We start from the raw sequence: 24,795 nt of genomic DNA on the forward strand, positions 1-24,795 counted from the left end.
GCCGTTCGGGGCTTTTCATGCAAGCGTATCAACGCGAATTCATCCGTTTTGCCATCGACCGCGGCGTGCTGCGTTTCGGTGAATTCACCCTCAAGTCCGGGCGCACCAGCCCCTATTTCTTCAATGCCGGTCTGTTCGACAGTGGCTTGGCCCTGGCCCAGCTCGGGCGCTTTTACGCGGCGGCGATCAGCGACAGCGGGATCGCCTTCGATGTGTTGTTCGGGCCTGCGTACAAAGGCATTCCACTGGCGGCCACCACTGCCGTGGCCCTCGCCGAGCATCACCAGCGTGATGTGCCCTGGTGCTTCAACCGCAAGGAAGCCAAGACCCACGGCGAGGGCGGTACCCTGGTCGGTGCTGCGCTCGCGGGCCGCGTATTGATCATCGACGACGTGATCACTGCTGGTACGGCAATTCGCGAAGTGATGCAGATCATCCAGGCCCAGGGTGCCCAGGCCGCTGGCGTGCTGATCGCGTTGAACCGCCAGGAGCGTGGCCAGGGCGAACTGTCGGCCATTCAGGAAGTTGAGCGGGATTTCGGCATGCCGGTGGTGAGCATCGTTTCGCTTGAGCAAGTGCTGGAATATCTGGCGGGTGATGCTGAACTCAAGCAGTATCTGCCAGCCGTTGAAGCCTATCGTGCTGAGTATGGAATCTAACCACCCGAGATAAGGTGTCGCTTGATGCGCAATCCGGTACTGATCCGTTGTTCGCTGTTGATCGGCCTGCTGTTGCCGGCATTTGCGGGCGCCACCGAGCTGTACCGCTATGTCGATGGCAATGGCGTCACCGTGCTCAGCCGCCAAGGCGTGCCGCCGGAGTCCATCGCCAGAGGGTACGAGGTGCTCAACGATCAGGGGCGGGTGATCCGGGTCATTCCTCCCGCGCCCAGCGCCGAGGAGGTGCAGCGCCTGCTCGCGGACAAAGCGCGCGCCCGTTCCGATGCGCAGTTGCTGCGTCTGTACACCGGGCCGGAAGATGTCGATCGCGCGCTTCAGCGCAAGATGAGCGAACTGGACGGCTTGATCGGCGTGGCGCGAGGCAATATGCAGTCGGCCCGCACCCAGCAGTCGAACCTGCAGAGCCAGGCGGCCGATCACGAGCGCGCCGGTCGTCCTGTGCCGGAGCCGCTGCTGGCGAAAATCGAAAGCCAAAAAGCCGAGCAGGTGCGTCTGCAGGCAGAGATCAATCGTTATCTGGAAGTACGCAAGCAGGCTGAGGCCAGCTATGCAGCCGATCGCGAGCGGATTGCCGAGTTGCTCGACAGGCAGCGCTAGCAACTGGTCCTATGCGTTGGTGAAATCGGGTAACGAGTGAGCCAGCCCGATTGCTCGGGCTGGTTCGCTACCGTCAGTGGCGTTTGCGGTTGCAGATCAGGGTGCCGACACCGCTGTCGGTGAAGATTTCCAGCAGCACTGCATTGGGTACGCGACCATCGATGATGTGCGCGCTGATCACGCCGCCTTGCACGGCTTCCAGGGCACAACGAATCTTCGGCAGCATGCCACCGTAGATGGTGCCATCGGCGATCAGGCCATCTACCTGCTCGGTGGTCAGGCCGGTCAACACCTCGCCCTGCTTGTCCATCAGGCCGGCGATATTGGTCAGCAGCATCAGCTTCTCGGCCTTCAAGGCCTCGGCTACCTTGCCTGCCACCAGGTCGGCGTTGATGTTGTACGACTCGCCTTCCGGACCCACGCCGATCGGTGCGATCACTGGAATGAAATCGCCCTTGACCAGCATGTTCAGCAGCTCGGTGTTGACCCCGGTGACTTCGCCAACATGGCCGATGTCGATGATCTCCGGTTGGGTCATTTCCGGCGTCTGCCGGGTAACCTTGAGCTTCCTCGCGCGAATCAGCTCGGCGTCCTTGCCGGTGAGGCCGATAGCGCTGCCGCCATGGCGGTTGATCAGGTTGACGATGTCCTTGTTGACCTGGCCGCCGAGCACCATCTCCACCACGTCCATGGTCTGCGCGTCGGTAACGCGCATGCCATCGATGAAGTGACTCTCGATTGACAGGCGCTTGAGCAGATCGCCGATCTGCGGGCCGCCGCCATGCACGACCACCGGGTTGATGCCGACCGCCTTCATCAGCACGATGTCGCGGGCAAAGCCGGTTTTCAGCTCGTCGCTTTCCATGGCGTTGCCGCCGTACTTGATCACCAGCGTCTTGCCGACAAAACGACGGATATATGGCAAGGCTTCGGACAGCACTTTAGCGACGTTGGTGGCGGCGTCACGTTCGAGGGTCATGCAAGGCTCCAGTTGTGTCTCAATCAAAAAGGCAGTTTGACGTCAGGCGCAATGCCATTCATCTGAACGCGGAAGACCTGCTTGATCCGCTCCAGTTCTTCTTCGCTTTCCGCCTCGAAACGCAGCACCAGCACAGGTGTGGTGTTGGAGGCGCGCACCAGGCCCCAGCCTTTCTGGTAATCGACGCGCACGCCGTCGAGGGTGGTGAGGTTGGCGTCGCCCCATTGGCCGTCGCGCTGCAGGCTTTCGATGATGGCGAACTTGCTCTGATCGGTAACCTGGATGTTGATTTCCGGGGTGGAGATGTCATTGGGGAAGGCGCTGAACACATGTTCGGCGTCGCGCTTGTCCTGGCTGAGGATCTCCAGCAGGCGGGCGGCGCTGTAGATGCCGTCGTCGAAACCGTACCAGCGCTCCTTGAAGAAGATGTGGCCGCTCATTTCGCCAGCGAGCAGGGCGCCGGTTTCCTTCATTTTCTTCTTGATCAGCGAGTGGCCGGTCTTCCACATCACCGGGCGACCGCCATAACCGCTGATCAGCGGGGTCAGGCGGCGGGTGCATTTGACGTCGAAGATGATATCGGCACCAGGATTGCGCGAGACCACGTCCTTGGCGAACAGCATCAGCAGGCGATCCGGGTAGACGATGGTGCCGGTGTTGGTCACCACGCCGACTCGGTCGCCGTCGCCGTCGAAGGCCAGACCCAGGTCGGCTTTTTCCTCTTTCACCTTGGCGATCAGGTCGACCAGGTTCTCGGGCTTGCCCGGATCCGGATGATGGTTGGGGAAATTGCCGTCCACGTCGCAGAACAGCGGGATCACGGTGCAGCCCAGCGCTTCAATCAGCTGTGGCGCGATCACGCCAGCTGCGCCGTTGCCGCAATCGACCACTACCTTGAGCGGCTTCGCCAGGGCGATGTCGTCGCGGATCTGCTTGAAGTAACGCTCCAGTACATCAACCTGCTCAACGTTGCCAACGCCACTGGCGAGGTCGTTGTTGTCGATGCGGGCGCGCAGGGCCTGGATCTGCTCGTTGGCCAGGGTGTCCCCGGCAATGACGATCTTGAAGCCGTTGTAGTCCGGCGGATTATGGCTGCCGGTGAGCATCACCGCAGACTTGCCGGCCAGGATATGACCTGCGTAGTACACGACCGGGGTCGGCACCATGCCGACGTCGCTGACGTTGCAGCCGCAATCAAGCAGGCCTTGAATCAATTGCTCGACCAGTTCCGGACCTGACAGCCGGCCGTCACGGCCGACCGCAATATTCGGTTCACCCTGTGCCAGGCTCTCCGAGCCAATCGCACGGCCGATCCAGTAAGCGGCTTCTGCGGTCAAGCTGCTGCCTACTACGCCGCGAATATCGTATGCGCGGAAGATATCGGCCGGTAATTTCGGCGCAATCTGCTGGGTATTCATAATGGTGGGCTGCTCCAGTCCCAGGAGATCCTGGTCTTCATCAAGAATGTCGATATCGAGAATATCGGTGTCCTGAAAAAGCGGGTCGACCAATACCGCCGGACTGCGGGGCTCGGAGGCGGCTTTGCCTGCTTTTTCACCAGGGCTTGCCGGCGGGGTCTCGGTCGCGCGGCGCGGCATGCGCGCCAGGGTTTGTCCAAGGCTATCGAGGGCTGGCAAGCTCAGGCTGAACGCTTTGACGGCTTTGCCCGCCGAGAGTTCTTTGGTCATCTGTGCCAATTGCAAAACATCGCCGCGCAGACGCCTTTGCAGGTTGCTGTGCACCAGATACATGCCGATCAGCGCGCCCATCAGGGCAATCAGCCCGGTGATGGCGAGCAGCACAGGCGAAAACACCGTATCGGTCAGCGCCGGCCCTGGGGTGAAGCTCAGTTGCCAGTTGGGGTTGCCGCTGCTCAGTGGCAGCGCTGCGCCGTCGGCCTGGCCGCGTTGCAGCAGGACCTGGGCCGCAGTGTTGCCGAACTGCTGGGTCAACTGCAGCTGGCCGACATCGGCGGGCAGCGGCGGCAGTGCGGCGACCAGCCGGTTCAGGTCGAAGGCCAGCAGCAGCGTGCCCTGCTGTGGTTGATCGTCTGCCATACGCAATGGCGCGGCGCTGTAGACCAGCCAGCGCTGGCCCACCTTGTAGGCTTCTACGGCGGCAGCTTGGCCGTCTTCGATCCGGCGCAGCATATCCAGCGCGGCAAAGTTCATCGGCGCCGTACGGCCCATGTCCTGCGCCGCTTTTCCGCGGGCGTTGAGGTGAGCGTCGACCACGCCGCCCCAGTAGCTCAGGCTGCGCTCGGCAGCGCGCACCTGGCCGAGGTCGCCGCTTTGCAGGGCGGCCAGCAGCTCAGGATTGCGCGCGGCACTTTGGGTGTCCGCAGCGAGCTGCTTCAACGCCTGTTGCAGGGCGGCTGCCTGGCTGTCGCCCCAGGCTTGAATGAGTTGCCGTTGCTGCAACTGGTGGGCGCTGTTGAGCATGCCGAACCACAGCAGCGCACCAGCCAGCAGCAGGCTGGCGACGGTTGCCAGCGCGCCGGGCACTATCGCGTCTATCGCCTGCCGCCGACTGTCCGGGGCGCTACCGTGCTTGCTGGCGAGCGTGGGCGCTGCGTCCTTGGCCGGGCGCTTGAAGAGTTTCATCGACGTCTCCTTGGCGGTTCATCCAAAAAATAGCGGTGCTCAGTGGCTACCGGAGTGGCCGAAACCGCCGCCGCCGCGTTGGGTTTCGTCGAATTGCTCGACCAGCTCGAAGTGCGCCTGGACCACCGGCACCAGCACCAATTGCGCGATGCGCTCGCCAATCGCCATGGTGAAGGCGCTCTGGCCACGGTTCCAGCACGACACCATCAGCTCGCCCTGGTAGTCCGAGTCAATCAGGCCCACCAGGTTGCCCAGCACGATACCGTGCTTATGGCCGAGCCCGGAGCGCGGCAGGATCATCGCCGCCAGGCCAGGATCACCGATGTAGATCGCCAGTCCGGTGGGAATCAGCACGGTTTGCCCGGGCTGCAGAATCAGTTCCTGCTTGAGCATGGCGCGCAGATCGAGCCCTGCGGAACCGGGGGTGGCGTAAGCCGGCAGGGGGAATTCACTACCCAGGCGCGGGTCGAGGATCTTGGCTTGTAAGGCGTGCATATCAGGCTCTGTAGTCGGTGAATAAACGCATCAGGCGTGGTGCAGGCGCTCGGCAATCAGGGCCACCAGCTGCCGTGCAATCTTGCTCTTGCTGGTCTGGGCGAAACTGCGCTGGCGCAACTCGCGGTCAAGGGTGGTGATCGCATTTTCCTCGCTGTTGAAGCCGATGTTCGGGTTGGCCACATCATTGGCGACGATCAGGTCGAGATTCTTGTCCTTGAGCTTGCGCGACGCGTACTCCAGCAGGTTCTCGGTTTCGGCGGCAAAGCCCACGCTGAACGGGCGGTCGGCGCGGCGCGCCAAGGTGGCGAGGATATCCGGGTTACGCACCATTTGCAGAAGCAAACCATCGCCACTGCTCGGGTCTTTTTTCAATTTGTGCTGGGCAACCACTTCCGGGCGGTAATCGGCGACCGCTGCGGCGGCGATGAGAATGTCGCAAGGCATCGCGGCTTCGCAAGCAACCAGCATGTCGCGGGCGCTGGTGACGTTGATTCGGCTGACCCGGTCCGGGGTTGGCAGGTTTACCGGACCACTGACCAAGGTAACCATGGCACCCGCTTCGACGGCCGCTTCAGCGAGGGCAAAGCCCATTTTCCCGGAGCTGTGATTGGTGATGTAGCGCACCGGGTCGATGTTTTCCTGGGTTGGCCCCGCGGTGATCAGCACGCGTTTGCCGGTCAGCAGCTGACGCTGGAAGCAATCGGCCGCGCATTGTGCGAGCTGTTCGGCCTCGAGCATCCGGCCCAGGCCGACATCACCGCAGGCCTGGCTGCCCGCGGCAGGGCCAAACAGGTGCAGGCCGCGTTCGCCGAGCAGCTTGGCATTCGCCTGGGTCGCAGGATCCCGCCACATTGCCTGATTCATCGCCGGGGCCAGGGCGACTGGCGCGTCTGTTGCCAGTACCAGGGTGGTCAGCAGGTCATCGGCCACGCCTTGGGCCAGGCGCGCCATCAGGTCCGCGGTCGCCGGTGCGATCAGTACCAGATCCGCCCAGCGTGCCAGCTCGATATGGCCCATCGCGGCTTCGGCGCCGGGATCGAGCAGGTCCAGATGGACCGGGTTGCCAGAGAGCGCCTGCAAGGTCAGCGGCGTGATGAACTCACGGCCACCCTTGGTCATCACCACATGGACCTCGGCGCCCTGATCGCGCAGGCGGCGGATCAGCTCGGCGCTTTTATATGCAGCAACTCCGCCGCCCACGCCCACAACAATGCGCTTTCGATACAGCCGCTGCATAAACCTGCCTTTATATGAGGTCTGGTCGAGCACTGCCTGTGCTGACCCCTGCCGATGCCAGACGAAATGGTGGTGTCACGACGGACGCGCCTCCCCAGGCCGGCCGCCGCGCAAAAGTTGGGCTACGATAGCACAGCGCCCGCAGCGTAGGAGTCGCCGCGACCCGTAGCTGTGGCGTTGTGCGTTGCACGGGCGCAACGCGAGGCAGCACAAGGAGGTGGTATGAGCATTCGTGATTGGCCTGCGGCGGAACGGCCGCGGGAAAAACTGCTGGCCCAGGGCGCCGCCGCACTGACTGATGCGGAGCTGCTGGCGATCTTTCTGCGTACGGGGGTTGCCGGGCAGAGCGCGGTGGACTTGGCTCGCCATCTGCTCGGCGATTTCGGCAGCCTGCGCGCGCTGTTGCAGGCAGATTTGCCTTCCTTCAGTCAGCGCCTGGGGCTGGGCCCGGCCAAGTTCGCCCAGTTGCAGGCGGTGCTGGAAATGGCTCGTCGTCATCTGGCCGAGCAGCTGCGTCGGGACTCCGCCCTGGAGAGTCCGCAAGCGGTCCGCGACTACCTGAAAGCGCTGCTGAGGCATGAGCCCCATGAGGTATTCGGCTGTTTATTTCTCGACGCCAAGCATCGAGTGCTGGCGTTCGAGGCGCTGTTTCACGGCTCAATCGACAGCGCCAGTGTCTACCCGCGGCAGGTGGTGAAGCGCGCCCTGGCGCACAACGCCGCCGCGCTGATTCTGACCCACAACCACCCTTCGGGCGTGGCGGAGCCGAGCCAGGCGGACCGGGTACTCACCCGGCGTCTGAAAGACGCCCTGGAGCTGGTCGACGTGCGGGTGCTCGATCACTTCATCGTTGGTGACGGCGAGCCGCTGTCGATGGCCGAGCACGGCTGGTTGTAGCGGTGCGCCAGGCTAAGCCCTAGTTCGTTACGCTCACCTTGGAAAAGTCCTGACGACCGAATGGGCTGGGCTGGTAGCCCTCCACTTCCTTGCGCATCAGGGCAAAGGCAGTCGGATGCGCCAGCGGTAGCCACAGGGCCTGCTCGTGGATGATGCGTTGCGCGTCCTGGTAGAGGCGTGTGCGTTCGGTCTGGTCGCTGGTACTTTTGCCAGCGCTGATCAGCTTATCCAGTTGCGGGTCGCAATAGCGCGCGAAGTTCAGGCCTGACTCCAGCGAGGCGCAGGCGAACTGAGGAGTCAGGAAGTTATCCGGATCGCCGTTATCGCCAGCCCAACCCATGAACAGCAGATCATGTTCGCCCGCTTTGGCGCGGCGGATCAGCTCGCCCCATTCGATTACGCGAATCTCGGCTTGGATGCCGACCTTGGCCAGGTCGGCCTGTAGCAGCTGAGCGCCGAGGCTCGGGTTGGGGTTGAGCAAACTGCCGGTCGGGCGCGTCCAGATGGTGGTCTTGAAGCCATCCGGCAAGCCAGCCTCGGTGAGCAATTCGCGCGCCTTGGCCGGATCGTACGGGTAGCCCGGCAGTTCGGCGGCGTAACTCCAGGTATTGGGCGGATAAGGGCCGGAGGCAGGCTGCGCGCTATTTTCGAAGACCGCCTGCAGGTAGCTGGCCTTGTCGAACGCCAGATTGATCGCCCGGCGAACCGCGGGGTTGTCCAGCGTCGCGTGCTGGCTGTTGATAGCCACGAAGGCGGTCATGAAGGCCGCGGTCTGTTCGCTCTTCAGCGTGCTGTCGCCACTGATCGATTGGACGTCCTGCGGCTTGGGCGACAGGGCGATATGGCACTCGCCGCGGCGCAGTTTCTGCAAGCGCACGTTGGCGTCCGGGGTAATGGCAAACACCAGCGCGTCTACTGCCGGCTTGCCTGCGAAATACTCGGGGTTGGCCGCATAGCGGATGGATGCATCTTTCTGGAATCGCTTGAAAATGAACGGGCCACTGCCGATGGGCTGGCTGTTGAGTTGCTCCGGCGTGCCCGCTGCAAGCAATTGCGTGGCGTACTCGGCGGAATAAATAGAAGCGAAGCCCATGCTCAGGGTTGCCAGAAAGGTCGCGTCGGCGCGTGTGAGGGTAAAGCGCAGCCGCTGATCGTCAATTTTTTCCACGCGCTTGATCAGTTCGGGCAACTGCATCGACTGGGCGTGGGGGTAGCCGCTGGACGCCATTTTGTGCCAGGGGTGAGCTGCGTCCAGCATGCGCTGGAAGCTGAACAATACGTCGTCCGCGTTAAGCGGTCGGCTTGGGGTGAAGTACTCCGTGCGATGAAACTGCACATTCGGCTGCAGGGTAAAGCTATAGCTCAAGCCATCCTCGGCGACCTGCCAGCTCTGGGCCAGGCTTGGCAGCAGCTTGCCGCTGGCCGCGTCGAACTCCACCAGGCGATTCATCAACACGTCGGCGGACGCGTTGGTGGTGGTCAGCGAGTTGTACTGCACCACGTCGAAGCCGTCAGGGCTGGCTTCGGTACAGACGCTGAGGGTAGTAGCCTGGACCGCGAGCGGGCTGAGCAGGCTGGCGATCAGTAACGTTCGAGTGGCTATCCGCATGGAAAACTCCTGGGTCGAGCGGGGCGCTTGCGAAGGCGCACCGATGAAAGGCATCACCCTAGACCATAAGCCCATGACAGAACAGCGCGTCGGGCGACGAGCGGTTAGCTGTCAGCGATGCCCGTGCCGGCGGTGCAGACGAGGATTGGCGGGACATGGGCGGTAAACGGCATGTACGGTTAACCTTGTTGCACTGGAGGCTTTCTGGTATAAAGCAGCGCTCTTTTGTAGGGGCCCGGTACTTGCGCCGGTAAGACCCTCGAGAAACGCGGCGTAAAGCGCCAATGACATTCAAGTTAAGCGGCCAACCCATGCCGGGTTGGGCATGTGGTTTTAGAGGGCTGAGGCATGTCGAGAGTCTGTCAAGTTACCGGTAAGGGTCCGGTAAGCGGGAACAATATTTCCCACGCGAACAACAAAACCCGTCGTCGTTTCCTGCCGAACCTGCAGCATCACCGCTTCTGGGTCGAGTCTGAGAAGCGTTTCGTGCGTCTGCGCGTTACTGCCAAAGGCATGCGTATCATCGACAAGCGTGGCATCGACGTGGTGCTGGCTGAAATCCGCAACCGCGGCGACAAGGTTTAAGGAGCAAATCATGCGCGAATTGATCCGTTTGATATCCAGTGCCGGTACTGGTCATTTCTACACTACCGACAAGAACAAGCGCACCACCCCGGACAAAATCGAAATCAAGAAATTCGATCCGGTTGTGCGTAAGCACGTGATGTACAAGGAAGGCAAGATCAAGTAATTGATCGCCCACCTTGCCGAAAAAGCCCGCCACATGGCGGGCTTTTTCTTGCCCGTCATTTAGTGGGTTGGTGGCGAGGGGCTTGCCAGCGCATTGGCAGGCTGCCTTGTTCGATGCGGCCAATCAATGAGGGCTTCGGCAGAGTGTTGCGTTCACGCCGAGTCAATCAGCCTCGGCGCATGACCCATCCAAACGAACACGGCGGCTATGAATTTTCAGGCGCTGGCCTGTTCGAACATCACATACACCTTGCGGCATGCTTCCAGCACTTCCCAGGTGCCGCTGAAACCCGCCGGGATGACAAAGCGATCACCGGCACGCAGGGTTCTGGCATTGCCTTCCTTATCGCGCAGCACCGAAACCCCCTGAAGAATCTCGCAGTACTCGTGCTCGGTGTAGTTCACCGTCCACAGGCCGGGGGCACCTTCCCAAATGCCGGCGTTGAACTGGCCACAGGGGCTACCGTAATGGTTGCGCACATTCTGCGCAGGGTCGCCTTTGAGCACCTTTTCCGGGGCCGGGCGGTAATGTTCCGGGGTGGTCGTTGCGTCAGCGAAATCCACGATCTGGTCGATGTTCATGGGTGAGTCCGGGCAAAAGAGGTGGAGGAGGGCCTGCGTGTTGTTTTTTCTGGCCGCTTCCGGTCGCTGGCGTGGCGACTCGGGAGTCGGTTAAAAACGGCGCTGACCAGGATTGGCGCAGTCTATGTTTAATAAAACGAACATGACAAGGCTGTTTAAGCGGGCTTTGTCAAAAATATTGAAAATGTGCGGGGCTCTGGTTTAGTGTTGCCGGCAGGATTTGGCCCTTCATTGGCCTTGCAGAATTATTGACAGTGCAGCCCGCTGCGCTTTTTAGCCATAGAGGATTGTTGAATGACTAGCCTGACGCGTGCCGACTGGGAACAGCGTGCGAAAACCCTGACGATCGAAACCCGCGCGTTCGTGCATGGCGAGTATTGCGCCGCGCAGTCCGGGGCGATATTCGAGTGCATCAGCCCGGTCGATGGGCGGCTGCTGGGTCGCGTGGCGTCCTGTGAAACAGTCGACGCCGAGCGCGCGGTACGCAGCGCGCGCAGCACCTTCGAATCCGGGGTCTGGTCGCGAATGGCGCCGGTCGAGCGCAAGGCCGTGATGATCCGATTCGCCGACCTGATCGAGCAGCATGGGGAAGAACTGGCGCTGCTGGAAACCCTCGACATGGGCAAGCCGATCGGTGATTCGCTGAGCGTCGACGTGCCGAGCGCAGCCCGGGCGATTCGCTGGAGCGGCGAGGCCATCGACAAGATCTATGACGAGGTGGCCGCCACCGCGCACAACGAACTGGGCCTGGTCACGCGTGAGCCAATCGGCGTGGTCGCGGCCATCGTGCCGTGGAACTTCCCGTTGCTGATGAGCTGCTGGAAGCTCGGCCCGGCCCTGTCCACTGGTAATTCGGTGATCCTCAAACCGTCCGAGAAGTCGCCGCTGACCGCCATTCGCCTGGCGCAGCTGGCCATCGATGCGGGCATTCCGGCGGGTGTGTTCAACGTGCTGCCGGGCTTCGGCCACACCGTCGGCAAGGCCCTGGCCCTGCACATGGATGTCGACACCCTGGTATTCACCGGTTCGACCAAGATTGCCAAGCAGCTGATGATCTATGCCGGTGAATCGAACATGAAACGCGTGTGGCTGGAGGCCGGCGGCAAGAGCCCGAATATCGTGTTCGCCGATGCGCCCGACCTGCAGGCTGCCGCCGAAGCCGCGGCCGGCGCCATTGCCTTCAACCAGGGCGAGGTCTGCACCGCCGGTTCGCGCCTGCTGGTGGAAAACTCGATCAAGGACACCTTCGTGCCCATGGTCGTCGAGGCGATCAAGGCCTGGAAACCAGGCAACCCGCTGGACCCGGCGACCAACGTGGGCGCGCTGGTCGATACCCAGCAGATGAACACGGTGCTGAGCTATATCCAGGCCGGTCATGACGACGGCGCCACGCTGGTGGCTGGCGGCAAGCGCATCATGGAAGAAACCGGCGGTGTCTACGTCGAACCGACCGTTTTCGACGGCGTGAGCAACGCGATGCGCATCGCCCGCGAGGAAATCTTCGGCCCGGTGCTGTCGGTGATCGGCTTCGATTCGCCGGAAGAAGCGGTGGCCATCGCCAACGACACGGTGTACGGCCTGGCGGCAGCAGTGTGGACCAGTAACCTGTCGAAGGCCCACCTGACTGCCAAGGCATTGCGTGCCGGTAGCGTGTGGGTCAACCAGTACGATGGCGGCGACATGACGGCGCCGTTTGGTGGGTTCAAGCAGTCCGGCAACGGTCGCGACAAATCCCTGCACGCGTTCGACAAGTACACCGAGCTGAAATCCACCTGGATCAAGCTGTAAGCGTTTCCAAAGGCGTGCGCCGGGCACTAGCCACGCGCGTCGAATTGTAAGGTCCGCCCTTCGGGGCCGGCTCTGACGAGCCACACCTGCGGCCGGGTTTCCCAGAAACCCGGCCGTTTTGTTTGTGGAGCGGCCACGAGAGCGAGGAGTGTGGCAATGCGCTGGGGTACCTATTTCGCGGTGTGTGCCGCGGTCATCAGCATCGGCCTGGCACTGGGTGTAACCATGCCGCTGGTGTCGCTGCGCCTCGAAGGTTGGGGATACAACGCCTTCGCCATCGGAGTGATGGCGGCAACGCCTGCGGTGGGTGTGCTGCTCGGTGCTTCCCTCGCCGGTCGGCTGGCGGGTTACCTCGGCACCACCCGGCTGATGCAGCTGTGCCTGCTGGCCGGCTCGCTGTCGGTGGCGATGCTGGCGCTGGTGCAGAACTACGGGGTGTGGCTGTTGCTGCGTCTGTTGATCGGCGTGGCCCTGACCATGGTGTTCATCCTCGGCGAGAGCTGGATCAACCAACTGGCCGTGGAGAAATGGCGGGGTCGTCTGGTGGCACTGTATGGCACCGGTTACGCGCTCAGCCAGCTGTGTGGTCCGTTGCTGCTGACCGCCCTCGGCACCACCACGGACCTGGCGTTCTGGACCGGCGTCGGCCTGCTGATCGGTGGTTCATTGTTGCTGTTGGGCCGCACGGGCGCGCCGGTGGTAAATGCTCACAACGCCTCCGGGCGCGGCTTGCTAGGATTCTGCCGCAAGCTGCCGGCCATTGCCTGGGCGGTCATGCTGTTCGCCGCGTTCGAGGCGATGATGCTGACGCTGTTGCCGATCTACGGCCTACGCCAGGGCTTCACCCAGGAGGTCGCGCTGTTCATGGTCAGCGTGGTGGTGGTGGGCGACGCGGCGTTGCAACTGCCGCTGGGCTTGCTGGCCGATCGGATGTCGCGGCGCACGCTGTTTCGCGGCTGCGGTGTAGTGCTACTGGTTTCCAGCCTGGCAATTCCGCTGACGTTGCACAGCGTGCTGATCTGGCCGGTGCTGGTGGCATTTGGCGCCAGTGCGGGCGGGCTGTTCACCTTGTCGTTGATCCTCATCGGCGAACGCTACCGTGACGATGAGTTGGTCAGCGCCAACGCCCACGTCGCCCAGCTGTGGGGCATCGGTTGCCTGGTCGGTCCGCTGGTCACTGGTGCCGGCAGCCAGTGGGTCAGCGGTCACGCACTGCCGCTGCTGATGGCCTTGGGAGCGGGCGCATTCATCTGGCTGGCCTGGCGCCGCGACGCCTTTGCCGAAATGGGCGTTGCGCCGTCCTGAGGCTGGCCCACGGTTTTGCTGCGCGGGCTCAGAGCATGCTTTCGAGGCCGATGGCACGGGCGAACCAGGCGTTGAGGTGGCGCCAGAACCCGCCAGGCTCCTGCCGCAGCCGGTACAGGTTGCCGTCGCTGTCGGCAGCCAGCCAGACCAGGGGCGCTCCGCTCTCGGGACTTTCCAGGCGCACTTCATAGCTGATCGTCGGCGCCATGCCTTCCAGCGTCAGATCACGCACCTGTTCGGCCAGCGCGCGGCTGTCGACCAGCACGCCGACCTCGGTATTCCAGAGCACCGAACGCGGGTCGAAATTCAGCGAGCCGATAAACACTTTTTGCCGATCAAGGATCGCCGTCTTGCTGTGCAGGCTGGATTCCGACGAGCCGCTGAGGTTGTACGTGCGCTCCTCATACGGCTGGCGGCGCAGTTCGTACAAGCGCACGCCGTGCTTCAGCAACGCGCGTCGGTAGGGTGCGTAGCCGCCGTGGACGGCGGGCACATCGGTGGCCTCGAGGGAGTTGGTCAGCAAGCTGATCGACACCCCGGCGTCGGCGCGACCGGTCAGGTAATCGAGACCTTCGTCGGCCGGGACGAAATAGGCGGAGACCAGCATCAGCTCGTCGTCGACCGCGGCCAGGGCTGGCGCCAATTGGGTGGTCAGGAGCAACTCGGGGTCCGGCAGGCCTTCGGCCAATACCTTGCTCGGTGCATCCCACAGTGCCTGGCTCGGCGCCCAGATCAGCTCGCCAAGCCAGCCCTGCAGACGCGGTGAGTGGGTGTAGCTCATCAGGGGCTCGAACCGCTGCGGGTCACTGCGGCGCGTGCGCTGCACATCCTCATGCAAGGCGCTGCGCCGTTGCCGCAGCTGCTCGGCGGTCGGCGTGCGCCAGGTGAATTGCTCGATCGGCTTGCTCAGCGCGCTGTTCCAGTACTGGTCGAAGCTGTGCGCCAGCTGTTCGGCGACCGGTCCGGCGCTGAGCAGGTCGATGTCGGTGAAATTCAGTTCCGGCTCGGCATCGAAATATTCGTCGCCCAGGTTGCGCCCGCCGACGATCGCCACGCTGCTATCGGCCAGCCATAGCTTGTTGTGCATGCGCCGATGCTGCTGCGAGAGGTTGAACAGCCGGCCCAGCGAGCGAGTCAGGCCAGTGCTGCGGCCCAGGTGCAACGGATTGAACACCCGCAGCTGGATCTGCGGGTGGGCGCCTAGCAGCGCCAACTGGTAATCGCGGCCGGCGCTGGTGGTGTCGTCCAGCAGGATGCGGACGCGCACGCCGCGGTCGGCCGCGCGCAGCAATTCGTCGACCAGGGCGCGGGTGGTGAACCCGTCCTGCACGATGTAGTACTGCAGGTCGAGGCTGTGCTCGGCGGCGCGGATTAACTCAGCGCGAGCGATAAAGGCTTCGTCGCTGGGAGACAGCAAGCGAAAACCCGAATGACCCGCGGGCCTGCTCTCGGCCTGGGCACGGACAGTCTGCGCGAGCGCCGAGTCACCCGGCGGCAGCGCCTGTGAGGGCGTGCGCGGGGCAACGCTGGCGCAACCCGCCAGGCAGAGTGATACCAGCAACAGTAGACAAGTGCGCACCTGGGGCTTCCATGGCAAGTGTTCTGTCTACCTTGGACGCCGCCGGTGCGGCAAAAATTCACCGCTTCGCTTGTTTCGCGGCTGCGCCGCTCAAGCCTGGTGCTCGGCCAGCAGGGCGCAGGTCGTCGCGCCCACTTTGCGCACCGCTTCTTCGATCTCGGCGCTGGGCTTGCCGGCGTAATTCATGCGCAGGCAATTGCGGTACTTGCCGGCGGCGGAAAAGATGCTGCCCGGCGCAACCTGGATCTTGTGCGGGTGCAGCAGGCGGTTCAATCGCTGGCTGTCGAAGCCGGGGTCCAGCTCGACCCAGAGCATGAAGCCGCCCTTGGGTTGGCTGACCCGTGTGCCCGGCGGGAAGTAGCGGCTGACCCAATCCACCATCTGCTCGAGGCTGCGGGCGTATTGATTGCGCATGCGCCGCAGGTGAGGCTCGTAATGCCCGGCGCCGATGAAGTCCGCCAGGGCCAGTTGCGGCAGTTGCGCGGTCATGCCGGTGCCGATGTATTTCATATGCAGCACCTGCTGCTGGTAGCGGCCCGGTGCGATCCAGCCAGTGCGCAAGCCCGGCGCCAGCGTCTTGGAAAACGAACTGCACAGCAGCACGCGGCCGTCTCCGTCGTAGGACTTGATCGAGCGCGGTCGCGGGTAGCTGTACGCCAGGTCGCCGTAGACATCGTCTTCGATAATCGCCATGTCGTAGCGCTGCGCCAGGGTCAGCAAGGCGCGCTTGTTGGCGTCCGGCATGATGTAGCCGAGCGGGTTGTTGCAACTCGGGGTGAGCTGGATGGCCTTGATCGGCCATTGTTCGAGCGCCAGCTCCAGCGCTTCGAGGCTGATGCCGGTCAGCGGGTCGGTGGGCAATTCCAGGGCTTTCATGCCGAAACCCTTGAGCGCCTGCATGACGCCGTGAAAGCTCGGCGAATCCACCGCCACGATGTCGCCCGGCTCGCAGATCGCACGAATGGCGACTGACAGGGCCTCGTGGCAACCGGTGGTGATGATGATGTCTTCGGCAGGAACCTGGCAGCCGGAATCGAGCATCAGCCTTGAGACTTGCTCGCGCAGACCCGGATCGCCCTGCAGGCTGCCGTAGCTCAGCTCCTTGACCTGCTGGCGCCGACCCATGCGCGACAGCGTTCGCAGCAGCGGCTTGAGCGTAGGGCTGCTGATGTCCGGCATGCCGCGGCCCAGCTGCATCACGTCGCCGCCGGGCGCCACGCTGATCAGCTCGAGCACTTGGTCCCACTGGGAAATCTCCACCGGCCGTTGCGCCATGCGGCTGACCATCGGCAGCGCCGGTCTTTCCCTGCCGAGCGGCACGAAGTAGCCGGACTTGGGGCGCGGCATGGCCAGGCCCTGATCCTCCAGATGACGGTAGGCCTGCTGCACCGTACTCAGGCTGACACCGTGCTCCAGGCTCAGGGTACGCACCGAAGGCAAACGGTCGCCAGGACGGTACAGGCCTTGTTCGATACGTGCGCCGAGCAGTTCGGCCAAATTTACATAGAGCGTCATGACAGTCGCCTTGGTTGAGCGCTTAGCTCAATCCGAGCAGTACAGATAGGCCAAATATCGGCAATTCAGTGGCTAGTTAATTAAATCTGTATGGATTTAATAAGATATTTTTGAATCTGTCATGCTTTTTGTCGGTCGCGCATCATGAACTCCCACACCACTTCCATCTGGGAGAGCGCACATGAACGGACTCAGCGATGTAAGGCTGACACTGTTGCAGGATGAACTGGACGAGAACGGGCAGTCGCGATTGACCCGCGCAGCCGTTCCAAGTAAAGGGCGCTGGGCGCAGTACTGGCGGCGGCTCAGCACGCGACGCGCCTTGCTCAACCTGAACGACGCGCAATTGAAGGACATCGGTTTGACCCGGGCGCAGGCACGTCGTGAAGCGCTACGGCCGTTCTGGACGCTTTGAACGGCGGCGGCTAAGGCATTGCTGCCGGACTAGACCAGTTCTTTCAGGCGATGCCAGAGCATGCCCAGGGCGAGCAGCGGCGAACGCAGCAGCCTGCCGCCCGGGAAGGTCATGTGCGGCACCTTGGCGAACAGGTCGAAAGCGCCACTGGCCTGGCCGGCAATGGCGTCGCCGAGCAGCTTGCCGGCCAGGTGGGTGGCGTTGACGCCATGGCCGGAATAGGCCTGGGCGTAGTAGACATTGGGTTGATCCTTGAGCCGGCCGATCTGCGGCAGGCGATTGGCGCCGATGCCGATCATGCCGCCCCACTGGAAGTCGATTTTCGCCTCCTGCAACTGCGGAAATACCGCGAGCATCTTTGGCCGCATGTAGGCGGCGATATCCGCCGGATCGCGGCCCGAATAATGGCAGGCGCCGCCGAACAGCAGACGCCGGTCGGCCGAGAGACGGTAGTAGTCGAGCGCCACGCGCTGATCGCAGAGCGCCATGTTCTGCGGAATCAGCGCCCTGGCCTGGGCCTCGGACAGCGGCTCGGTGGCGATCACATAACTGCCGGCGGGCAGCACCTTGCCACCCAGTGTTGGGTTCAGTTCGTTCAGGTAGGCATTGCAGCCCAGTACCAAGTGCGCCGCCCGGACCATGCCTTGGGTCGTGTGCACGCGGACCTCGCGGCCATAGTCGATGCGAACGGCTGGCGATTTTTCGAACAGCTGCACGCCCAGCATCTGCGCGGCGGCTGCTTCGCCGAGGGCAAGGTTGAGGGGGTGCAGATGGCCGGAGCCCATATCGATCAGGCCGCCGACATAGCGGTCCGAGCCGACCACCTGGTGCATCTGCTCAGGTTGCAGCAGACGCATTTCATGGCGGTAGCCGAGCTGCTTGAGTTCCGCCATGTCCTCGGCGAACCCTTCTAGATGGCCGGGCTTGTTCGCCAGGTCGCAGTAACCCCAGGTCAGGTCGCAGTCGATGCGAAAGTGCTCGACCCGCTGGCGCACGATATCCACCGCTTCCAGGCCCATCAGCTTCAGCTCGCGAACGCCCTGGGCGCCGATCACCGGCTCGAACTGTTCAACACCGTGACCAACCCCGCGAATCAGCTGTCCGCCGTTGCGTCCGCTGGCGCCCCAGCCCACCTTGCGTGCCTCCAGCAGTACGACCGAAAGGCCCTTCTGTGCCAGTTCGATGGCGGTGTTCAAACCGGAAAAACCCCCGCCAACGATGCACACGTCGGCGCGTACGTCGCCGGACAGACTGGGGAAAGCCAACTGCCGATTGATGCTGGCGGCGTAGTAGGAAGTGGCGTGTTCGGTGCTGTGAACGGGTTGGTGAACGCGGGCGTTCATGTGTGAAATCCTGATTATTGTGTTTGGAAAATTTTACGCAGAATAAGCGCGAGCCACTTCGCTCGCCAAGGGGGAAATGGCAAAAACCTTGGCATTCATCGCGGGAGCTTCCAACCGTCGCTATCGATCAGGCTCTCCGTTACCCTGCGCGACTCTTTTCGGGAGCCGTCCAATGAGCTGTAGCAGCCGTACCATCGATCATCTGCGCCGACAGATTCCGCGTTTCGACTGCGTACCGGGCTGTCACGATTGCTGCGGCCCGGTGACTGCCTCGTCAGAAGAAATGGCCCGGCTGCCGGTGAAAAGCGTTGCCGAGCATGACGCCGCACTCGCCGAATTCAATTGCGTGCACCTCGGGCCCAAGGGCTGCGAGGTGTACGACCAGCGTCCCCTGATCTGCCGCCTGTTCGGCACCACGCCGAGCTTGCCCTGCCCACGCGGCCGCGCCCCGGAACATCTGATCGAACCCCATGTGGAACACCAGGTGCACCGCTTGATCGCCAGCACCCGGCAAGTACTGGTGTAAACGGATAGGGGCGTTCAATTTGTGGTGTTCAGCGGTGCTCGATATAGCCGGGCAAATCCCCACGCCTGTTGTGGTCGTTCGGCGCGGGGCTGGGGTAGACTCGCGGACTCCCCGAAAAGCCGCCTGCGATCACGCCATGCTCGAACAGTACGTCAAGAAGATCCTCACCTCGCGCGTTTATGACGTGGCGGTGGAAACGCCGCTGCAAGCCGCCAACCAGCTTTCCGAGCGCCTGGGCAACCAGATTCTGCTCAAGCGCGAAGATTTGCAGCCGGTGTACTCGTTCAAGATTCGCGGGGCCTACAACAAGCTGGCGCAGCTTACCGCTGAAGAGCAGGCGCGCGGTGTGGTCACCGCGTCGGCCGGCAACCATGCCCAGGGCCTGGCGCTGGCGGCCAAGGTGCTGGGGGTCAAGGCCACCATCGTGATGCCCAAGACCACTCCGGAGATCAAGGTGCAGGGTGTGCGCTCGCGCGGCGGCAAGGTGGTGCTGCATGGCGACAGCTTCCCCGAGGCGCTGGCCTATTCGCTGAAGCTGGTCGACGAGAAGGGCTACATCTATATCCACCCGTACGATGACCCGCACACCATTGCCGGGCAGGGCACTGTCGCTATGGAAATCCTCCGTCAGCAGCCGGGCAAGCTTGATGCGATCTTCGTACCGGTTGGTGGCGGTGGGCTGATCGCCGGGATCGCCGCCTACGTGAAATACCTGCGTCCCGAGATCAGGGTCATCGGCGTCGAGCCCGAGGATTCCAATTGCCTGCAGGCGGCCATGGCCGCCGGTGAGCGCGTGGTGTTGAGCCAGGTCGGACTGTTTGCCGATGGCGTGGCGGTGGCGCAGATCGGCCAGCACACGTTCGAGGTGTGCAAAGATTATGTCGACGAGGTGATCACCGTCAGCACCGATGAGATCTGTGCGGCGATCAAGGACATCTACGACGACACCCGCTCGATCACTGAGCCAGCCGGCGCACTGAGCGTGGCCGGAATCAAGAAGTATGTGGAGCGCGAAGGCTGCAGCGGCCAGGTGCTGGTGGGCATCGATTCCGGTGCCAACGTCAACTTCGACCGCCTGCGCCATGTCGCCGAGCGGGCCGAGCTGGGCGAGAAGCGCGAAGCCATTATCGCCGTGACTATCCCCGAGCAGCCGGGCAGCTTCAAGGCCTTCTGCGAGGCCATCGGCAAGCGGCAGATCACCGAGTTCAATTACCGCTACCACGAAGACAAGGAAGCGCACATCTTCGTCGGCGTGCAGACCCACCCGGAAAATGACCCGCGTGCGGCGCTGGTGCAGGGCCTGCGGGAGCAGGGCTTCCCGGTGCTGGACCTGACCGACAACGAGCTGGCCAAGCTGCATATCCGCCATATGGTCGGCGGTCATGCGGCGGCGGTGCCGGATGAGTGCGTGTATCGCTTCGAATTTCCCGAGCGGCCTGGCGCGTTGTTCAACTTTCTGCAGAAGCTCGGCGGGCGCTGGAATATCTCGATGTTCCACTACCGCAACCACGGCGCCGCAGACGGGCGGGTGGTTGCAGGGCTCCAGGTGCCCCAGAACGAGCGTCATCTGATACCGGCCGCGCTGGCGGAAATCGGCTACCCCTACTGGGATGAAAGCGACAATCCCGCCTACCGACTTTTTCTTGGCTAACCCGGACCTCCGGCAGGACATACGCTGAATGGAACACTACGCGCTGTTGAAAATGGCTCACATGCTGCCCGGCATCCTCGTGCTGCTGGGGCTGTTGGCCCATATCTTCATGGTCTGGAAAGCCGCACGCGCCGGTGACAACGCCGTGTTGCAGCGCAAGCTCAGGCGCACGCGGCTGATCAGCTTGCCGGTGCTGGGACTGCTGGCGTTAAGCCTGCCGGTGAGCGGCTATTGGCTGGTCGATCTGGCGGGTTTCTCCCTGGGGCAGACGTGGTTGCTGGCAAGCAGCATCCTGTTCGGCGTGCTGATGCTGGTGGTTCTGCTGCTGGCCGGCCGTCTGGCTGCCTGGCAAGCACTCGGCAACAGCCCGGCACCCGCTCGTTTGCGGCGTTTCACCAGTGCCTACGCGGGGCTGATCCTGTTGCTGCTGCTGGTGATCATGGGCCTGATGGGTGCCAAGCCGGCTTAATTGCTTGGTGTGATGGGCCGCAGGAGTAGGGTGCGCCGTGCGCACCACGAGTTCTTGAGCGGCGCAGGTGCGCATGGCACACCCTACGGGGCATTCCCAGCGATCACTTTCAATGCTAGCGGGTATGCCAAATGAAAAACGCCGCCTGATTTGGCGGCGTTTTTCGTTGGAGCAGAATCAGCGCAGCGAGATCACTGGCCAGCCGCGTTGTTCCGCTTCGGCGCGCAGGGTCGGGTCAGGATCGACGGCGAATGGGCGGGTGACCTGTTCCAGCAGGGGCAGGTCATTGATCGAGTCGCTGTAGAAACAGCTGTTATCCAGGCTAAGGCCGGCCTCGCCCAGCCAGCGATTGAGGCGGGTGACCTTGCCTTCCTTGAAGCAGGGCACATCGGTGGTGCGCCCGGTGTAGCGGCCGTCGGCCATTTCGCATTCGGTCGCCAGCAGGGTGTCGACGCCCAGGCGCGCGGCGATCGGCGCTGTAACGAAGCGGTTGGTGGCGGTGATGATCAGCAGCGTGTCGCCAGCTTCGCGGTGTTCGGCCAGTAGCGCTTCACCCTTAGCGAGGATGATCGGCTCAATGCAGTCGCGCATGAATTCGCGGTGCCACTGGTCGAGTTGGGCCATTTCCGTGCGGCCGAGGATTTCCAAACTGAAATTCAGGTAATCGGTGATGTTCAGGCGACCCGCCAGGTAGTCCTGATAAAAGGCGTCGTTGCGCGCCTTGTAGGCAATCCCGTCGAGAATGCCACGCTTGCACAGGTAATCGCCCCAGGCGTGGTCGCTGTCGCCGCCGAGCAGGGTGTTGTCGAGATCGAATAAAGCCAAACGCACAGCACACCTCACAACCGTCGAAAGGCCAGCAGGATAGCGGCTTTTACAGGCCTTTCCTACGCGCTAGCACCGTCGACGGACCCGCGTACCGCGTGCGTTGCTGCTGCCGCGACCTTTGTGGAACAATGCCGAAACATGCGTTTACGAGGTTCTAGGCTGTGATCGACCCTGATGGTTTTCGTCCTAATGTCGGCATCATTCTGACCAACGAGGTCGGCCAAGTGCTGTGGGCGCGTCGGATCAACCAGGATGCCTGGCAATTTCCTCAAGGCGGGATCAACGACAATGAATCGCCGGAAGAGGCGCTCTACCGCGAGCTGACGGAAGAAGTGGGCCTGGAAGAGCAGGATGTGAAAATTCTCGCCTGCACCCGGGGCTGGTTGCGTTATCGTCTGCCCCAGCGGCTGGTCCGTACGCACAGCCAGCCGCTGTGCATCGGCCAGAAGCAGAAGTGGTTTCTGCTGCGGCTGACCGGCGCGGAAGACCGGGTGCGCATGGACCTGACCGGCAAACCGGAGTTCGATGGCTGGCGCTGGGTCAGTTACTGGTACCCGCTGGGCCAGGTGGTCACATTCAAGCGCGAAGTCTACCGTCGCGCCCTCAAGGAACTCGCTCCGCGCCTGTTAGCGCGGGACTGACACTGACTAGAGCCGAGCCATGCTCAATACGCTGCGCAAGATCGTCCAGGAAGTAAACGCCGCCAAGGACCTCAAGGCCGCGTTGGGCATCATCGTGCAGCGCGTTCGCGCCGCCATGGGCAGCCAGGTCTGCTCGGTTTACCTTCTCGATCCGGAAACCAATCGCTTCGTGCTAATGGCGACCGAAGGCCTCAACAAGAAGGCCATCGGCAAGGTCAGCATGGCGCCCAACGAGGGGTTGGTCGGTCTGGTCGGCACCCGTGAAGAGCCGCTCAATCTCGAGCACGCCTCCGAACACCCGCGTTACCGCTATTTCGCCGAGACTGGCGAGGAGCGCTATGCGTCCTTTCTCGGCTCGCCGATCATTCACCACCGCAAGGTGATGGGCGTGCTGGTCATTCAGCAGAAAGAGCGGCGCCAGTTCGACGAAGGCGAAGAGGCGTTCCTGGTCACCATGAGCGCACAGCTCGCCGGGGTGATCGCCCATGCCGAGGCGACCGGTTCGATCCGCGGCCTGGGCAAGCTTGGCAAAGGCATCCAGGAAGCCAAGTTCGTCGGCGTGCCCGGGTCGCCTGGTGCGGCCGTGGGCACCGCGGTGGTCGTGCTGCCACCCGCTGACCTGGAGGTCGTGCCGGACAAGGCGGTCAGCGACATCGACACCGAGTTGCAGTTGTTCAACTCCGCGCTTGAGGGCGTGCGTGCTGACATGCGTGCGCTGTCGGCGAAGATGGCCACCCAGTTGCGCCCGGAAGAACGCGCGTTGTTTGACGTCTATCTGATGATGCTGGAAGACGCCGCCCTCGGTAACGAAGTGGTCAAGGTCATCCGCACCGGGCAATGGGCTCAGGGCGCATTGCGTCAGGTGATCGGCGAGCACATCAACCGCTTCGAGCTGATGGACGATGCCTACCTGCGCGAGCGAGCATCCGACGTCAAGGACCTCGGCCGCCGTCTGCTCGCCTACCTGCAGCAGGCGCGTCAGCAGACCCTGGTCTACCCGGACAACTGCATCCTGGTCAGCGAAGAACTGTCGCCGGCGATGCTCGGCGAGGTGCCGGAAGGCAAGCTGGTCGGTCTGGTGTCGGTGCAGGGCTCGGGTAACTCCCATGTGGCGATCTTCGCGCGCGCCATGGGTATTCCGACGGTGATGGGTGCAGTCGATCTGCCGTATTCGAAGATCGACGGCATCCAGCTGATCGTTGACGGTTACCACGGCGAAGTCTTTACCAACCCCAGCGAGGTGCTGCGCAAGCAGTACGCCGATGTGGTCGAGGAAGAGCGCCAGCTCAATCAGGGCCTCGATGCACTGCGCGCGTTGCCGTGCGAAACCCTGGACGGCTACCGCATGCCGTTGTGGGTCAACACCGGTCTGCTCGCCGATGTGAAGCGCGCCCAGGAGCGCGGGGCGGAAGGTGTCGGGCTGTACCGCACCGAAGTGCCGTTCATGATCAAGGAGCGCTTCCCCAGCGAAAAGGAGCAACTGGCGATCTACCGCGAGCAGCTGATGGCGTTCCATCCGCTGCCGGTGACCATGCGCAGCCTCGACATCGGCGGCGACAAGGCGCTCAGTTACTTCCCGATCAAGGAAGAAAACCCCTTCCTCGGCTGGCGCGGCATCCGCGTCACCCTCGACCACCCGGAAATCTTCCTGGTGCAGACCCGCGCGATGCTCAAGGCCAGCGAAGGCCTGGATAACCTGCGCATCCTGCTGCCCATGATTTCGGGCATTCAGGAGCTTGAAGAGGCGCTGCACCTGATTCACCGTGCCTGGGGCGAGGTGCGTGACGAGGGCACCGATGTGCCCTTGCCGCCGGTCGGGGTGATGATCGAAATCCCTGCGGCGGTGTACCAGACCCGCGAACTGGCGCGTCAGGTTGACTTCCTCTCGGTTGGTTCCAACGACCTGACCCAGTACCTGCTGGCGGTTGACCGCAACAACCCGCGGGTTGCCGACCTTTACGACTTCTTCCACCCGGCGGTGCTGCAGGCGCTGTGCAAGGTGGTGGCGGATGCCCACGCCGAAGGCAAGCCGGTGAGCATCTGCGGCGAGATGGCTGGCGACCCTACGGCCGCCGTGCTGCTGATGGCCATGGGTTTTGACAGCCTGTCGATGAACGCCACCAACCTGCCCAAGGTGAAATGGCTGCTGCGGCAGATCAGCATGGCCAGGGCCAAGGAGCTGCTGGCCCAGGTGATGACCATCGACAACCCGCAGGTGATCCACAGCACCTTGCACTTGGCGCTGCGCAACCTCGGCCTGGGTCGAATGATCAATCCCGCCTCCGATATCCAGGCCTGAGCAGC

At 62.9% G+C, this 24,795-nt stretch carries 23 protein-coding genes; 13 read left to right on the plus strand and 10 right to left on the minus strand.

The genetic code is table 11. From position 1 onward, the window contains the following. Window positions 1-17 precede the first annotated feature (17 nt). A complete protein-coding gene (gene pyrE / locus ACX0MV_RS01780; RefSeq protein ID WP_458980778.1) occupies window positions 18-659 on the plus strand; it encodes an orotate phosphoribosyltransferase in 642 nt (213 codons plus the stop codon). 24 nt (window positions 660-683) lie between these two features. Next, window positions 684-1,277, plus strand: a complete 594-nt coding sequence (locus tag ACX0MV_RS01785) for a DUF4124 domain-containing protein (RefSeq protein ID WP_458980779.1) — start codon at window positions 684-686, stop codon at window positions 1,275-1,277. A gap of 73 nt (window positions 1,278-1,350) precedes the next feature. Here the strand turns inward: ACX0MV_RS01785 and argB are convergent, their stop codons facing one another. The 4 genes from argB to coaBC are packed head-to-tail and all read right to left on the minus strand — an operon-like array spanning window position 1,351 to window position 6,593. After that, window positions 1,351-2,256, minus strand: a complete 906-nt coding sequence (gene argB / locus ACX0MV_RS01790) for an acetylglutamate kinase (protein ID WP_458980780.1) — start codon at window positions 2,254-2,256, stop codon at window positions 1,351-1,353. A gap of 23 nt (window positions 2,257-2,279) precedes the next feature. After that, window positions 2,280-4,859 carry a phosphomannomutase/phosphoglucomutase gene (locus ACX0MV_RS01795; protein WP_458980781.1) on the minus strand — a complete coding sequence of 860 codons (2,580 nt, stop codon included), beginning with the start codon at window positions 4,857-4,859 and terminating at the stop codon, window positions 2,280-2,282. 39 nt (window positions 4,860-4,898) lie between these two features. Continuing rightward, a complete protein-coding gene (gene dut / locus ACX0MV_RS01800; RefSeq protein ID WP_458980782.1) occupies window positions 4,899-5,354 on the minus strand; it encodes a dUTP diphosphatase in 456 nt (151 codons plus the stop codon). A 30-nt stretch (window positions 5,355-5,384) separates the two neighbouring features. Then, on the minus strand, window positions 5,385-6,593 hold the full coding sequence (gene coaBC, locus ACX0MV_RS01805) for a bifunctional phosphopantothenoylcysteine decarboxylase/phosphopantothenate--cysteine ligase CoaBC (RefSeq protein ID WP_458980783.1): 1,209 nt from the start codon (window positions 6,591-6,593) through the stop codon (window positions 5,385-5,387). Window positions 6,594-6,815: 222 nt separating this feature from the next. Between coaBC and radC the strand changes: the two genes are divergently transcribed. Next, complete coding sequence (radC, locus tag ACX0MV_RS01810) at window positions 6,816-7,490, plus strand: RadC family protein (RefSeq protein WP_458980784.1); 675 nt, start codon at window positions 6,816-6,818, stop codon at window positions 7,488-7,490. 19 nt (window positions 7,491-7,509) lie between these two features. Here radC and ACX0MV_RS01815 read toward each other — a convergent pair whose 3' ends face one another. Then, complete coding sequence (locus tag ACX0MV_RS01815) at window positions 7,510-9,099, minus strand: ABC transporter substrate-binding protein (protein ID WP_458980785.1); 1,590 nt, start codon at window positions 9,097-9,099, stop codon at window positions 7,510-7,512. A gap of 348 nt (window positions 9,100-9,447) precedes the next feature. Here ACX0MV_RS01815 and rpmB point away from each other — a divergent pair, with 348 nt between their 5' ends. Together rpmB and rpmG are read left to right on the plus strand one after the other, a co-directional pair. Next, window positions 9,448-9,684, plus strand: a complete 237-nt coding sequence (rpmB, locus tag ACX0MV_RS01820) for a 50S ribosomal protein L28 (protein ID WP_458980786.1) — start codon at window positions 9,448-9,450, stop codon at window positions 9,682-9,684. Window positions 9,685-9,694: 10 nt separating this feature from the next. After that, window positions 9,695-9,850, plus strand: coding sequence for a 50S ribosomal protein L33 (rpmG, locus tag ACX0MV_RS01825; RefSeq protein WP_022960960.1), 156 nt, complete (start codon window positions 9,695-9,697; stop codon window positions 9,848-9,850). Window positions 9,851-10,065: 215 nt separating this feature from the next. On the opposite strand, the gene ACX0MV_RS01830 is transcribed toward rpmG, so the two are convergent. Further along, window positions 10,066-10,431, minus strand: coding sequence for a cupin domain-containing protein (locus ACX0MV_RS01830; protein ID WP_458980787.1), 366 nt, complete (start codon window positions 10,429-10,431; stop codon window positions 10,066-10,068). A 294-nt stretch (window positions 10,432-10,725) separates the two neighbouring features. Between ACX0MV_RS01830 and ACX0MV_RS01835 the strand changes: the two genes are divergently transcribed. Beyond that, on the plus strand, window positions 10,726-12,219 hold the full coding sequence (locus ACX0MV_RS01835) for an aldehyde dehydrogenase (protein ID WP_458980788.1): 1,494 nt from the start codon (window positions 10,726-10,728) through the stop codon (window positions 12,217-12,219). A 156-nt stretch (window positions 12,220-12,375) separates the two neighbouring features. Further along, window positions 12,376-13,524: an MFS transporter gene (locus ACX0MV_RS01840; protein WP_458980789.1), complete on the plus strand. Its 1,149-nt coding sequence runs from the start codon at window positions 12,376-12,378 to the stop codon at window positions 13,522-13,524. A 28-nt stretch (window positions 13,525-13,552) separates the two neighbouring features. Here the strand turns inward: ACX0MV_RS01840 and ACX0MV_RS01845 are convergent, their stop codons facing one another. Together ACX0MV_RS01845 and ACX0MV_RS01850 are read right to left on the minus strand one after the other, a co-directional pair. Next, window positions 13,553-15,103 carry a phospholipase D family protein gene (locus ACX0MV_RS01845; RefSeq protein WP_458980790.1) on the minus strand — a complete coding sequence of 517 codons (1,551 nt, stop codon included), beginning with the start codon at window positions 15,101-15,103 and terminating at the stop codon, window positions 13,553-13,555. Window positions 15,104-15,193: 90 nt separating this feature from the next. After that, complete coding sequence (locus ACX0MV_RS01850) at window positions 15,194-16,618, minus strand: aminotransferase-like domain-containing protein (RefSeq protein WP_458980791.1); 1,425 nt, start codon at window positions 16,616-16,618, stop codon at window positions 15,194-15,196. 181 nt (window positions 16,619-16,799) lie between these two features. On the opposite strand from ACX0MV_RS01850, the gene ACX0MV_RS01855 reads away from it, so the two are divergent. Beyond that, a complete protein-coding gene (locus ACX0MV_RS01855) occupies window positions 16,800-17,033 on the plus strand; it encodes a DUF1127 domain-containing protein (protein ID WP_458980792.1) in 234 nt (77 codons plus the stop codon). Window positions 17,034-17,062: 29 nt separating this feature from the next. On the opposite strand, the gene ACX0MV_RS01860 is transcribed toward ACX0MV_RS01855, so the two are convergent. Then, window positions 17,063-18,376, minus strand: a complete 1,314-nt coding sequence (locus ACX0MV_RS01860) for an NAD(P)/FAD-dependent oxidoreductase (protein WP_458980793.1) — start codon at window positions 18,374-18,376, stop codon at window positions 17,063-17,065. A gap of 172 nt (window positions 18,377-18,548) precedes the next feature. Between ACX0MV_RS01860 and ACX0MV_RS01865 the strand changes: the two genes are divergently transcribed. The 3 genes from ACX0MV_RS01865 to ACX0MV_RS01875 all read left to right on the plus strand — a co-directional run bounded on the left by ACX0MV_RS01865 (window position 18,549) and on the right by ACX0MV_RS01875 (window position 21,022). Further along, a complete protein-coding gene (locus ACX0MV_RS01865) occupies window positions 18,549-18,902 on the plus strand; it encodes a YkgJ family cysteine cluster protein (protein WP_458980794.1) in 354 nt (117 codons plus the stop codon). A gap of 136 nt (window positions 18,903-19,038) precedes the next feature. Next, complete coding sequence (gene ilvA / locus ACX0MV_RS01870; protein WP_458980795.1) at window positions 19,039-20,553, plus strand: threonine ammonia-lyase, biosynthetic; 1,515 nt, start codon at window positions 19,039-19,041, stop codon at window positions 20,551-20,553. Between the two features lie 28 nt (window positions 20,554-20,581). Continuing rightward, complete coding sequence (locus ACX0MV_RS01875) at window positions 20,582-21,022, plus strand: DUF2269 family protein (RefSeq protein ID WP_458980796.1); 441 nt, start codon at window positions 20,582-20,584, stop codon at window positions 21,020-21,022. A 177-nt stretch (window positions 21,023-21,199) separates the two neighbouring features. Here ACX0MV_RS01875 and ACX0MV_RS01880 read toward each other — a convergent pair whose 3' ends face one another. Continuing rightward, window positions 21,200-21,853, minus strand: coding sequence for a histidinol-phosphatase (locus tag ACX0MV_RS01880; protein ID WP_458980797.1), 654 nt, complete (start codon window positions 21,851-21,853; stop codon window positions 21,200-21,202). A gap of 158 nt (window positions 21,854-22,011) precedes the next feature. On the opposite strand from ACX0MV_RS01880, the gene ACX0MV_RS01885 reads away from it, so the two are divergent. Continuing rightward, window positions 22,012-22,491, plus strand: a complete 480-nt coding sequence (locus tag ACX0MV_RS01885; protein WP_458980798.1) for an RNA pyrophosphohydrolase — start codon at window positions 22,012-22,014, stop codon at window positions 22,489-22,491. A gap of 19 nt (window positions 22,492-22,510) precedes the next feature. After that, on the plus strand, window positions 22,511-24,790 hold the full coding sequence (gene ptsP, locus ACX0MV_RS01890) for a phosphoenolpyruvate--protein phosphotransferase (RefSeq protein ID WP_458980799.1): 2,280 nt from the start codon (window positions 22,511-22,513) through the stop codon (window positions 24,788-24,790). Window positions 24,791-24,795: the final 5 nt, after the last annotated feature.

The organism is Pseudomonas cistanchae, from assembly GCF_054483635.1.